We start from the raw sequence: 12,482 nt of genomic DNA, 5'->3' as shown, positions 1-12,482 counted from the left end.
AAAAAAGAGATGAACAATCATCTCTTTTTGATATCAACCGCCGTTATAGTATGCACTCACCACTGGTTAGGTAGCTTTCTAGGTCATCTGAGCCACCGATGTGCTTACCGCCAATAAACACCTGTGGGGCAGTTTCACGCCCTGTCATGGCACGCACGGCTGTCATGGTAATATCACGCCCAAGCACCAGCTCTTCAAACGCCAAACCACGATTACTTAGGGCTTCTTTGGCCTTGATACAAAACGGACAACCTGCCTTTGAGATGATTGCCACAGAAGGCTTGTCTTGCCAATCAGGGTTTAAAAACTTAATCATCGTATCAGCGTCTGACACTTCAAAGGGGTCGCCATCTTTTTGGGGTTCGTCAAAGATTTTGACAATCACGCCATTGTCCACAAGCATTGAATAACGCCATGAACGCTTGCCAAAGCCCAAATTTTCTTTACCAACCAAACGCCCCATGCCATCTGTAAACTCACCATTGCCATCAGGAATGACGGTGATGTTACCACATTCTTGGTCGGCTGCCCACGCATTCATGACAAAGGTATCATTGACCGACACGCAGATGATGTCATCAACCCCAAGTTTTTTAAATTCGTCAGCCAGTTCGTTATAGCGTGGTAAGTGCGTTGATGAGCAAGTGGGGGTAAATGCACCGGGCAAGCTAAATAGCACAACTTTTTTGCCACCAAACAGCTCATTGGTCGTTACATCTACCCAACTGTCGCCTTGGCGAGTGCGAAAGGTTACGTTTGGGACGTGTTGCCCAGTCATGTCTTTAAATGCCACAGCATTTCTCCTTATGATACAAAATTTAAATCGTCATTATACAAAAAATTTATTGATTAGGCAAAATTCACACAAAGTCAGGCACGCCACTATGAAAACGCAATTGGCTATCAGGACTGTCTATCAAATCAGCTTCCACTTGCCGAAAAAACGCCACTCGCTCATCTATGGGCTCATCACAGACTGATTGAGCTAGGGCAAGATAGTCTTCATAATGACGGCTTTCTGATTTTAATAAATATTTATAATACTTTGATAGTTTTTCATCATCAATCACATCTGCCAATGCTGAAAAGCGTTCACAAGAGCGAGCTTCAATAAATGCCCCAATAATCAGCACATCTATCATGCCAGCAGGCTCCCAAGTGCGTTTGTGTTTAAGTAATCCTTTGGCGTAGCGACCAGCAGGCAGGTGCGACCATGACAGCCCACGTTCTGTCATCAGGGTGAGTACTTGCTCATAATGTAGCATTTCTTCACGCACAAGTTGAGCAAGTTTTTCTTGCAAATCACGATGAAATTCATAACGAAAAATCAAATTCATTGCCGTGCCTGCCGCCTTTTTTTCACAGTTGGCATGGTCTTGCATGAGTAAGGGTAGGTTGTCTTTGGCAACAGTCAGCCATTTATCAGACGTTTTTGCTCCTAAAAAAGCATGAATGTGGCTGATGTCAGTTTTGGCTTTGGCACGAGTGGTGATGGCTGTCAAGTCGTCATCTGTTGAAAAATTGCTCATAATTGATGCACTCCGTCATAAAAATTTAAAAGGTGTTGGTTGGTGATGATAACAACAAAATTGTAACAAAATTTTTATATGATTAATAATTAAGCTATTTTTGTGTAAATCATACTATAATACTGGGATTTTTTACCAAAAAATCACAAAAAAAATTAAAAAAATTCAATATTTAACTTATTGATAAATAAAGTAAAAAAAATTTTTTTATAAAAAAATACAAATTTTTCAGACAAAAGGTGTTGCAAAATATGTCAAAGTTGGTATTCTATACGCAAGGTATGGATTTGGTAAGCGAACTTATCTGTCGTGATACACAGGCTAGGGCTTACTTAGGGACTCAAAAGCTGATGCCTAGATGTTCCATACTGGTAAAAAAATCGTGAAATTATCAATTGTGTGCAGATTATAGCACCAAAACATGAGTGGAGAAACCCATGAAAAAACTACTTTTAGCATCAGCCGTAGCTGCTTTGTCTATTACTGCTGCACAAGCTGCTCCTACCGTTTATGGTAAGGTGTTCCTATCTCTTGATATCCAAGATGGTAATGATGCCGCTAAAAATGGCGGTCTTGAAACCCGTAGTCAACTAAATTCTAACGCTTCTCGCATTGGTATTAAAGGCTCAGAAGCTCTGACTGCAAATACTGACGTGGTTTATCAATTAGAATACCGTGTAGAAACTGATGTAAACAGAGACCGCAACTGGGAAAGTCGTGATACCTATCTTGGTCTTTCTAACAAGCAATTAGGTACATTGGTGGCAGGTCGCTTAACAGCAATTGATGAGTACATCAACTATGCTAACGTAACCAAAGGTGGTGTTATTGGTAGTGATGACGTACAAGCTTATTTCAAAAGCGTTCGTGCAAACAATGCCTTTGCTTACTTCTCACCAAAATACAATGGTGTGCAGTTCATGGGTATGTACGTTCTTGATGAAAATGACGGTGCTACTGACAACCTAAATGGTGATGCCTTTGGCGTGGGTGCAAAATATGAGCCTGAAAATGCTCCCTATAAAGTTGGTGTTACCTATATTAAAGCTAGCAATGGTGTGTCAAATTCAACAACTTCTACTGTTCCTGGTGCAACTCTTGATGTTACCAATGGTAGTACTGTTGTTGGTCAAGTAACGCTTCCAGGTACAACCACAACTACTACTACTTATGATAAATTATCTGCAGTTCGTGTAAGTGGTGCTTATGCTATTAACCCTGCTTTAACAGTTGCGGGTCAGTATCAACATACTGATTTTAATACTAACGATAACGAAAATGCCTTTACTGTTTCTGGTAAGTATAAAGTTGCTCAAACACCTTGGACAGCTTATGGTCAGCTTGATTTTGTAGATAATTATGCTGGTGCTAAGGATGTAGAAAGACAACGTGTTGTCGCAGGTGCTGAGTACTCATTTAACAAAGCCACTACTGCTCACTTGTATGGTGCCTACCTTCAAGACAAGGCGACAGGAACTCAAACTGAGAAAGCCTATGGCGTAGGTGCAGGTCTAGAATACAAATTCTAATTTGCCCTAACTTCCACAAAAACCTGCCTTTTGGTGGGTTTTTGTTTTTGTGGGGTGATGGTGCTTTTTAAATTGTTACTTTACCCAAAAGTATGATAAAATTAACTAATTTTGCAAAAATTTACAAGGGGTAACCATGACCGACATCAATCCAAACGATAAAAACCCAAAATTTTCTCGCATTTTATTAAAGCTCTCTGGTGAGGCTTTGGCGGGGGGTAAAGATATGGGTATTGATGCGTCCATTCTTGACCAGATGAGCCTTTCTATCGCTCATTTGCGTGGGCTTGGCGTTCAAGTGGGGATTGTGGTAGGTGGTGGCAATCTTTATCGTGGTAGTACCCTACAAAAAGAAGGTTTGGTTGGACGAGTAACTGGCGACCAAATGGGCATGCTTGCCACCGTCATGAATGGTCTTGCCATGAGAGATGCTTTGGTTCGTCGCAACATCAAAACTCGTCTGATGTCCGCCCTGTCTATCGCCACAGTAGGTGAACCCTATGCCAGTCGTGAAGCTATTCGCCATCTAAATAATGGAGAGGTGTGCATTTTTGTGGCAGGTACAGGCAATCCGTTTTTTACTACTGATACAGCGGCCTGTCTGCGTGGGATTGAGATTGAAGCTGGGCTGATTTTAAAGGCGACCAAAGTTGATGGCGTGTATGATAAAGACCCAAGCGTACATGATGACGCGGTCAAATATGACAGTTTAACCTTTGATGAGGTGCTAGAACGCAAACTGGGTGTGATGGATTTGACCGCCATTGCTTTGTGCCGTGAACACAATGTGCCTTTGCAGGTGTTTGACATGAATAAACCCAACGCTTTATTAAATGTTGTGATGGGCGAAAAAGAAGGCACAAGAGTCTATCACTGATTGTATAAGCTATTTTAAGGAATTGTTATGATTAATCAAATTAAACTAGATGGCAAAGCTCGTATGGAAAAAGCCCTTGACGCCCTAGAAAACGCCTTTACAAAGTTGCGTACAGGGCGGGCTCATCCCGGCATTTTATCGGGGGTCATGGTAAGCTATTATGGCTCAGAGATGCCATTAAACCAAGTGGCAAGTATTAATGTGGAAGACAGCCGCACTTTATTGGTTCAGCCTTTTGACCGTTCTATGGTGCAAGCGGTGGACAAAGCAATCCGTGAGGCGGATTTGGGACTAAATCCCATGACGGCTGACGTGATTCGTGTGCCAATGCCAGCTTTGACCGAAGAGACTCGCCGTGATATGCAAAAACTTGCCCGTTCAGATGCCGAATCAGCTCGTGTGTCGGTGCGTAATGTTCGTCGTGATATGCTGAGCGACATCAAAAAACTGGTTAAAGACAAAGAAGTCAGTGAAGACGATGAACGTCGTGCTTCTGATGACATTCAGAAATTGACTGACGATTTTATCAAAACCATTGATACTCGCTTGTCTAAAAAAGAAAGTGAGCTGATGGAAGTATAGTCATTAAGACTTGTGCGTTTAGGCGTGCAGGTCTTTTTGTTTTTTAATTTTTAGGTTCTTAATTAAATATTGATTAAAAACTGCTGATTGGTGACTCATCCAAACAGTTGCAATGTATTAAACTGATTGCTTTTATTTAATCAATTCTCTTTGCCTTCGCCAAACCAAACGTCAACATCATGCCAACATCATCACCCACCACCACGATTCCCAAACACATTGCCATCATCATGGACGGCAATAACCGCTATGGCAAGGCTCATGCCTTACCGACAGGAGCAGGGCATTTGGCAGGCAAAAATGCACTTGACCCCATCGTTGAGCATTGTGTGGCAAAAGGCGTGCAGGTTTTGACAGTATTTGCCTTTTCCTCTGAAAACTGGGCAAGACCCAAAAAAGAAGTTGAATTGTTGATGAAACTTCTTGAAAGCACCATTCATGAGCAGCTGCCTCGCATGAATAAATACCAAATCCGTCTGCGTTTTATTGGCGACAGAAACGCTCTTGATGAGCGATTGCAAATGCTGATGGCGGATGCAGAGAGTCAAACGGCTCATTTTGATAAAATGACATTGGTGATTGCCATCAGTTATGGTGGTAGGTGGGACATTGTGCAAGCCTGCCAAAAACTGCTTTTGGATGTTCAGCGTGGCAAGCTAACAGCAGATGACATTGATGTTGATAGGCTAGGTGAATGTGTGGAGCTGGCGGATTTGCCACAGGTGGATATGTTGATTCGTACAGGGGGCGAGTATCGCATTTCTAATTTTTTGTTGTGGCAGTCTGCTTATGCTGAATTGTTTTTTACACAAACACTGTGGCCTGATTTTAACCTATGTGAACTGGATGAGATGATGAATGATTTTGCCAATCGTGAACGAAGATTTGGCAAGACCAGCGAACAGGTGCAAGAGCAAATTTGATTTTTTGATATGAGTTAAGCTTGGGCAGAAATCTAGCTCAGTGATGGCTGATGACTGCTTGATGGCATTTTATAAATATCAAAATGTTTATAAACAATAAAAGAGCAAAAATCTATGTGGCAACGAATAAAAACGGCGGTTATTCTTGTGATTATTGTGGGAATGGCGATGTTTACAAGTCGTGTGCCATTTTTGTTTTTACCCTTATTGACAGTGGGTGTGTTGATTGCGTCTCATGAGTGGACAAAGCTCATGCCAAAACATAAACAGCCTGCACAGTTCATCACTTTAGTATTAGCAATTACGCTTGGCAGCATTTTTATTCCCCAACTGTGGCTGATATGGTGGGTGCTGTCTTTTGGGATTTGGCTGATGGCGACCAAATGGGTGCTTGTTTATCCTGCCCAAGAAAAATGGTATGGCAGGCGATTGTTTATCATGGGGGTGATTATCTTAACGGCAAGCATTACCGCCATGTACAGTCTGTGGCAGGTGTCGCCTTGGTGGTTGATGTATGTGTTTTTATTGGTGTGGTGTGCTGATAGTGGGGCGTATTTTGTGGGGCGAAAACTTGGCAAACGCAAACTTGCTCCCAATGTCTCACCCAACAAATCCATAGAAGGGCTAATCGGCGGTCTTGTTACATCTGCCCTTGTGGCAATAACTGTGGGTTTTGAGTTGCAACTGACAGGTGTGGCACTCATGGCTTTTTTGGGGTTATCTGGACTGACGGTGATGGCAAGTGTACTGGGCGATTTGTTTGAGTCCATGTTAAAACGCCGTGCAGGGATTAAAGATTCTGGAACAATCTTACCGGGGCATGGGGGCGTGCTTGACCGCATAGATTCGTTATTATCCGCCACGCCTGTGTTTGCCCTTGGGGTGTGGGTGCTTGTGTATATTAAAGTGCTACCCGCATTGGGCAGTTTACCAAGGGTTTTTTAAATGACGACCAACATCATCACCATACTTGGAGCAACAGGCTCTATTGGCAGTAGTACACTTGACATTATCCGTCATCAAAGCCGTTTGGGTCATCAGTGGCAAATTCATGCTTTGTCAGGTTTTTCTCAGCTTGACAAACTTTTTGAGCTGTGTGCAGAATTTCACCCAAATCGTGTCTGTGTGCCATCTGATAAAGTGGATAAATTTGCCCATCATCTAAGCTCATCAGGCTTGGATATTGATGTGGTTGGCGGTCAAGCAGGGCTGATGGATTTGGCAAGCGATGAAAAATCAGGCAAGATTATTGCTGGGATTGTGGGTTCGGCGGGATTACGCTCCACTTTGACGGCGGTAAAAGCGGGCAAAACCGTACTACTTGCCAATAAAGAAAGCCTTGTTATGGCAGGTGATTTGGTCATGCAGACCGCACGCACGCAAAAAGCAACCATTTTACCGATTGATAGTGAGCATAATGCCATTTTTCAATGTTTGCCCCAAGCGGTGCAAATGGATAATGTTGTCATTCATCAGACGGATTTTGGCATCAAGCAGCTTTGGCTGACTGCTAGCGGTGGTGGTTTTTTATACAAATCTTATGTGGATATGCAAAATGCAACGGTAGCACAAGCGGTTAAGCACCCCAACTGGAACATGGGACAAAAAATCTCCATTGATAGTGCGACCATGATGAATAAAGGGCTTGAACTGATTGAGGCGTGTCATTTATTTAACCTGGATGAAAGCCAAATTCAAATCGCCATTCACCCCCAAAGCATCGTGCATTCTATGGTGGAGTACATAGATGGCTCTGTGCTTGCTCAGCTGGGTGAGCCTGACATGAAAACGCCCATCGCTCATGCTTTGGCTTATCCTAAGCGTATGTCAAATGGCGTGAAGCCATTAAATTTATTTGAGATTGGTGCTTTGGAGTTTATCTGCCCTGACAAAGATAAATTTAAAGCCTTGGACTTAGCCCGTGCAGCCGCCAAAGCAGGCAATGGTGCGTGTATCGCCTTAAATGCTTCTAATGAAATTTTGGTGTCAGCATTTTTAAATCATCAAATCCGCCTAACTGACATCGCTGATATGGTAGAAAAAGTGCTTAATGATGGTGAGTTGCATACGCATTTTAATACAAATTTTCATAATATAGATGATATTTTGCTGTTTGATGAGCGTGTGCGAGCCAAGACGCATATCTATTTAAAAGCAATGTAAAAGTTGAGAACCTAAACGCATGACGGCTTTATATCTGTTTTTATCGGCTTTATTGGTGCTTACGCCCTTGGTTGCTTTGCATGAGTGGGGGCATTATGTCGTGGCACGACTGTGTGGGGTCAAGGTATTAACTTATTCTATCGGTTTTGGCACACGGCTTTTTGGTTGGACGAGTCCAAAAACAGGCATTGATTATCGCATTTGTGCCATTCCTTTGGGTGGTTATGTCAAAATGCTGGATGAGCGAGAAGGGGAAGTGGCTGAACATGAGCGACATTTGGCGTTTAATAATCAGCACCCTTTAAAGAAAATCGCTATCGTGGCAGCAGGACCGCTCATGAATTTTCTGATTGCCATTGTGCTATTTTTTGTGCTGTTTTTACAGCCAAGCGAACAGCTTAGCACCAAGATTGGGCGGATTGTCAGCGACAGCCCTGCAAGCACAAGCGGACTGGTGGTTGGTGAAACCATTTCTCACATTGATAACAAACGCACACCAACGTGGGAAAGCATTAATTTTGCTTTGGCTGACCGCATGGGTGAGCGTGGCGTGGTGCTGGTAGAGACGGACAAAGGTCAGACAAATGTTGCCATCACTGATTTTATGCAGGGAGCGGATAAGGGTAAAGACCCTTTGACAGCATTGGGTGTTTTGCCTTGGCGACCTGTGATAGCACCTGTGATTGGCTCATTGACAAAAGATGGTGCAGGGGCATTAATGGGGTTAAAAGCAGGCGACACCATTACTCACATTGATGGCGTGCCGATAGCAGACTGGCTGACTGCTACCGAAATCATTCAAAATAGCCCAGAAAAATCCTTGATGTTTGGCATCATCAGAGATGGTCAAAACCTAGACATTAAAGTCATGCCACGAGCAGTAAAAGTGGAAAACCGTACGGTTGGACAAATCGGAGCAAGGGTCAAAGAGACCAGCATTGTCATTCCAGATGACTACAAAATAACCATCAATCACACCCCATTAGAAGCCTTGCATAAGTCGGTGATAAAAACTTATGAGCTGTCTGTCATGACCGTCAAATCCATGGCTAAGATGATGACAGGGCTGATTGGACTTGATAATTTGTCAGGACCGATTACCATTGCCGAAGTTTCCAAAGACAGCATACAAATGGGCTGGTTACAAGTTTTATCCACCGCAGGACTGATTAGTTTGTCTTTGGCAGTGCTAAACCTTTTACCAATACCTGTGTTAGATGGCGGTCATTTGGTGTTTTATATTTATGAGCTGTTGATGGGTAAGCCCATGCCAGAGAGCGTGCAGATGAACAGTTTTAAACTGGGGTTTGTTTTGCTGCTGTGTGTCATGGTGCTTGCCATCAGTAACGACATCATGCGGGTGTTTGGCTAGTGATTATTTAATAACCAAATTTTAAAAAATTTTTACAAAAATCTCATTTTGGGCTTGCCAAAATTGCCTTTTTAGCTTAATTTAACACTATTTTAACAAAAACACTGGAAAAGTTACTTATGTCTCACCATCTAGTTTCTAAATTTGTACAAAAAACAATCACAATGGCTGTATTGTCTGCGTTGTCGGTGGGGGCGTATGCCGAGACTTTTGTGGCGGATAGTATTGATTTTGTTGGGCTTAGCCGTGTTACCCCTGAAAGTTTGCAGGTGGTTTTGCCCATTGGCGAAGGTCAAACCGTAACTGATGAAATGCTTGCCAGTAGCATTGAAGCTTTGTACGCCACCGAACAATTTAGTAATGTACAAGCAGATGTGTCAGGCACAAAACTGACCTATCATCTGACTGAGCGTCCTACGATTGCTGAGATAAATTTTACGGGCAATAAACTGATTCCCAAAGATGGCTTGGAGCAAGGTCTAAAAAGCACAGGATTGGTAAAAGGTGGCGTACTCAAACAATCCACCATAAAAATGTTAGAAAGTGAGCTTGAAAATCAGTACATCTCACAAGGCTATTACAATAGCGACATTGAAATCACCCAAACTCGCCTAGATGGCAATCGGGTGAAATTGGACCTAAAATTTATTGAAGGTAAGCCTGCTCGTGTTGTGGATATTAATCTGATTGGCAATCATCATTTTAAAGATAAAGAGCTAAAAGAAGAGTTCGCCTTAAAAGATAATAAAATCAATCCTTTATCCAAAGCAGACCGTTATAGTCAAGAAAAATTAAATGCCAGTCTTGAAGCCATCAAAGCCAAATATTTAAATGATGGTTTTGTGCGATTTAATGTGGATAATGCCATTTTAAACATTGATGAAGACAAGCAAAAAGTCTTTATTGAAGTGAGCATGACCGAAGGCGAACAGTATCGTTTTGGCAAGATTCAATTTTTGGGCAATCCCACTTATCGGACAGATGAGCTAAATGCTTTGGTGAAATTTACCGAAGGCAAAGTGTACTCTCAAAGTGAGCTTGATCAAACTACCAACGCCATTGCCGCTAAGTTTGGCGATGATGGCTATTATTATGCACAAATTCGTCCCATCAGTCGCATTAATGACGTATCACGCACGGTGGACATTGATTATTATATAGACCCTGTACGCCCTGTGTATGTACGCCGTATCAACTTTACGGGCAATATTAAGACCAAGGATGAAGTGTTAAGACGAGAGATGCGTCAATTGGAAGGGGCGTTGGCATCCAATCAAAAAATTCAACTTTCACAAGTGCGTCTGATGCGAACAGGATTTTTTAAGGACGTCAAAATTGATGTCAAACCTGTGCCAAACAGCCCTGACCAAGTGGACATCACCTATGCCGTAGAAGAACAGCCATCAGGTTCATCTACCATTGCCGCAGGATACTCACAAAGTGGCGGTATCACGTTTCAGGCAGATTTATCCCAAAACAACTTTATGGGAACAGGCAATCGTGTTACGGCATCTTTTACTCGTTCTGAAACCAGAGACACATACAGTTTGGGTATGACTGACCCTTATTTTACAGTTAATGGCGTCTCCCAAAGCATCAACGCCTACTACCGTAAGACCAAATATGACAGCAATAACATCTCCAATTATGTGCTGGATTCTTATGGTGGCTCGCTGATTTATGGTTATCCCATCAATGAAAACCAACGCCTATCAGCAGGTTTTACTCTAGACAGTACCAAAGTGCGTGGCGGTGCTTATATGGGCATTGCCAATGTCAAACAGCTCATAGATGATGGCGGTACAGCAATCATTGGCGCGGACAATAATGCCCAATTCACCAATAAATACAACACTTATGGCGGTATGTTGGGTTGGAGTTATTCTAGCTTGGATAAGCCTGTGTTTCCTACCAAGGGCATGAGCCACAATGTTGATTTAACCTTGGGTTTTGGCGACCATACTTATCAAAAAGCGATATATCGCGGTAATATCTATTTTCCCATGTGGAAAGGGACAATTTTGCGTGGCTGGACACGCTTAGGCTATGGCAACAAACTGCCATTTTATGAGAATTTTTATGCTGGCGGTTATGGCTCGGTGCGTGGCTATGAAGCATCAACATTAGGACCACAGTCGCAAGCCTACGCTTACCTAAAAAATAATAAAACCACCATTCGTGGAGAAGAGATTGGCGGTAATGCTTTGGTAACTTTTGGGGCGGAGTTGATTTTACCTGTGCCGTTCAAGGGCGATTGGTCAAATCAAGTGCGACCTGTCATTTTCTTTGATGCAGGTCAAGTATATGACACCAGCGACTTAGATGGCAAAAAGGTCAATGTTTTAGATGTGTCCAATCCAAATTTAACCTACATTCAGCAGGATAATACTTTGCGTTATAGTGTGGGGGCGGGCGTTACATGGTACACGCCGATTGGTCCTATTTCTATCAGTTATGCCAATCCGCTTAATGATAAAGCAGGCGACCGTACCGAAAAAGTTCAATTTCAAATTGGCAGTGTGTTCTGATGATTGGTTTATCACAAATAATACAGGCGATTGAGTGCTGTCAAACGGTCATCAATAAAGACGAGCTGATGGGATGTTTGCTACAAGTTAATGGTGTGGCAGATTTGGCACAAGCAGAGCATCATCATCTTGCTTTTTTGGCAAACGTCAAATATCTGCCTGATTTGGTCAAAACACAAGCGGCTGTGGTACTGGTTTCTCGACAATTTGCTGATGAATTGCCAGTATTGCCCAAGACAGCATTTGTCATAGTTAAAGATGCGTATTTGGCGTATGCGTCCGTCAGCTCTTTGTTTGCCTATCAAGAATGTGCCAATAACAAAATTCACCCAACAGCCATCATCTCACCAACCGCCACCATTGGCAAAAATACCATCATTGGGGCTTATGCGGTGATTGGTGATTTTGTGCAAGTTGGCGATGATTGTCAAATTGGCTCGCACGTGAGTATTGCTCATCATTGTGTGTTGGGTGATGGTGTGCAGGTGCATACTCATGCCAGCATTGGTGCAGAAGGTTTTGGTTTTGCACCTAATCCCACACCAAATGGCTTAAAGTGGCAAAAAATCCATCAGCTTGGTAAAGTGGTTATTGGCAATCATGTACGTATCGGTGCAAACACCTGCATAGACCGTGGGGCGGTGGGCGATACGGTGATTGGTGATGATGTCATCATTGACAACTTGGTGCAAATTGCCCATAATGTTCATATTGGACAAAGCACCGCCATTGCATCAAAGGTGGGGATTGCAGGTAGCACACGCATTGGAGCGAGATGTATCATTGGTGGGGCGGTGGGTATTGCAGGGCATTTGACCATCTGTGATGATGTTACTTTGACAGGCATGACCATGGTGATTGGCTCTATCAAAAAGTCTGGCGTGTATTCATCAGGCACGTCTGCCATGCCATCACATGAATGGCGTAGGGCTGCCGTGAAATTTCGTCAAAGCGGACAAAAATAATCACTTCAAATGAG

The 12,482-nt window shown here is 42.9% G+C and carries 11 protein-coding genes; 9 read left to right on the top strand and 2 right to left on the bottom strand.

Going from position 1 to position 12,482, the window contains the following annotated elements; translation table 11 throughout:
- Window positions 1-43 precede the first annotated feature (43 nt).
- Complete coding sequence (locus CEW93_RS02170; protein ID WP_089539810.1) at window positions 44-793, bottom strand: glutathione peroxidase; 750 nt, start codon at window positions 791-793, stop codon at window positions 44-46.
- Window positions 794-860: 67 nt separating this feature from the next.
- Entirely contained in the window at window positions 861-1,529 is a 669-nt protein-coding gene (locus tag CEW93_RS02165; protein WP_089539812.1) for a tRNA-(ms[2]io[6]A)-hydroxylase, read from the bottom strand.
- Window positions 1,530-1,966: 437 nt separating this feature from the next.
- Between CEW93_RS02165 and CEW93_RS02160 the strand changes: the two genes are divergently transcribed.
- The 9 genes from CEW93_RS02160 to lpxD all read left to right on the top strand — a co-directional run bounded on the left by CEW93_RS02160 (window position 1,967) and on the right by lpxD (window position 12,468).
- On the top strand, window positions 1,967-3,058 hold the full coding sequence (locus tag CEW93_RS02160) for a porin (RefSeq protein WP_089539814.1): 1,092 nt from the start codon (window positions 1,967-1,969) through the stop codon (window positions 3,056-3,058).
- Window positions 3,059-3,194: 136 nt separating this feature from the next.
- Window positions 3,195-3,935, top strand: coding sequence for a UMP kinase (pyrH, locus tag CEW93_RS02155; protein WP_089539816.1), 741 nt, complete (start codon window positions 3,195-3,197; stop codon window positions 3,933-3,935).
- Window positions 3,936-3,962: 27 nt separating this feature from the next.
- Window positions 3,963-4,517 (top strand): ribosome recycling factor, encoded by a 555-nt coding sequence (gene frr / locus CEW93_RS02150; protein WP_089539819.1) that lies wholly within the window; start codon window positions 3,963-3,965, stop codon window positions 4,515-4,517.
- Between the two features lie 179 nt (window positions 4,518-4,696).
- Window positions 4,697-5,440, top strand: coding sequence for a polyprenyl diphosphate synthase (gene uppS, locus CEW93_RS02145; RefSeq protein ID WP_089539821.1), 744 nt, complete (start codon window positions 4,697-4,699; stop codon window positions 5,438-5,440).
- 114 nt (window positions 5,441-5,554) lie between these two features.
- A complete protein-coding gene (locus CEW93_RS02140; protein ID WP_146416628.1) occupies window positions 5,555-6,385 on the top strand; it encodes a phosphatidate cytidylyltransferase in 831 nt (276 codons plus the stop codon).
- Window positions 6,386-7,603: a 1-deoxy-D-xylulose-5-phosphate reductoisomerase gene (gene dxr / locus CEW93_RS02135; RefSeq protein ID WP_089539283.1), complete on the top strand. Its 1,218-nt coding sequence runs from the start codon at window positions 6,386-6,388 to the stop codon at window positions 7,601-7,603.
- Between the two features lie 19 nt (window positions 7,604-7,622).
- The gene (gene rseP / locus CEW93_RS02130) at window positions 7,623-8,975 is read left to right on the top strand and encodes an RIP metalloprotease RseP (protein ID WP_089539284.1); all 1,353 of its coding nucleotides are present in this window, start codon (window positions 7,623-7,625) and stop codon (window positions 8,973-8,975) included.
- A 164-nt stretch (window positions 8,976-9,139) separates the two neighbouring features.
- Window positions 9,140-11,503 carry an outer membrane protein assembly factor BamA gene (gene bamA, locus CEW93_RS02125; protein ID WP_255503909.1) on the top strand — a complete coding sequence of 788 codons (2,364 nt, stop codon included), beginning with the start codon at window positions 9,140-9,142 and terminating at the stop codon, window positions 11,501-11,503.
- The gene (gene lpxD / locus CEW93_RS02120) at window positions 11,503-12,468 is read left to right on the top strand and encodes a UDP-3-O-(3-hydroxymyristoyl)glucosamine N-acyltransferase (protein WP_089539286.1); all 966 of its coding nucleotides are present in this window, start codon (window positions 11,503-11,505) and stop codon (window positions 12,466-12,468) included. The genes bamA and lpxD overlap by 1 nt, the downstream gene beginning before the upstream one ends.
- The last annotated feature ends 14 nt before the right edge of the window (window positions 12,469-12,482 follow it).

The sequence above is a fragment of the Moraxella sp. VT-16-12 genome (assembly GCF_002224245.2).
Lineage (GTDB): Bacteria > Pseudomonadota > Gammaproteobacteria > Pseudomonadales > Moraxellaceae > Moraxella.
This window is presented reverse-complemented; position numbering and strand designations above follow the sequence as displayed.

What these genes read in the sequence shown, in the direction of transcription:
- CEW93_RS02165 (WP_089539812.1), bottom strand. Translation starts at nt 1,529, where the DNA reads ATGAGCAATTTTTCAACAGATGACGACTTGACAGCCATCACCACTCGT.
- CEW93_RS02160 (WP_089539814.1), top strand. Translation starts at nt 1,967, where the DNA reads ATGAAAAAACTACTTTTAGCATCAGCCGTAGCTGCTTTGTCTATTACT.
- pyrH (WP_089539816.1), top strand. Translation starts at nt 3,195, where the DNA reads ATGACCGACATCAATCCAAACGATAAAAACCCAAAATTTTCTCGCATT.
- frr (WP_089539819.1), top strand. Translation starts at nt 3,963, where the DNA reads ATGATTAATCAAATTAAACTAGATGGCAAAGCTCGTATGGAAAAAGCC.
- uppS (WP_089539821.1), top strand. Translation starts at nt 4,697, where the DNA reads ATGCCAACATCATCACCCACCACCACGATTCCCAAACACATTGCCATC.
- CEW93_RS02140 (WP_146416628.1), top strand. Translation starts at nt 5,555, where the DNA reads ATGTGGCAACGAATAAAAACGGCGGTTATTCTTGTGATTATTGTGGGA.
- dxr (WP_089539283.1), top strand. Translation starts at nt 6,386, where the DNA reads ATGACGACCAACATCATCACCATACTTGGAGCAACAGGCTCTATTGGC.
- rseP (WP_089539284.1), top strand. Translation starts at nt 7,623, where the DNA reads ATGACGGCTTTATATCTGTTTTTATCGGCTTTATTGGTGCTTACGCCC.
- bamA (WP_255503909.1), top strand. Translation starts at nt 9,140, where the DNA reads ATGGCTGTATTGTCTGCGTTGTCGGTGGGGGCGTATGCCGAGACTTTT.
- lpxD (WP_089539286.1), top strand. Translation starts at nt 11,503, where the DNA reads ATGATTGGTTTATCACAAATAATACAGGCGATTGAGTGCTGTCAAACG.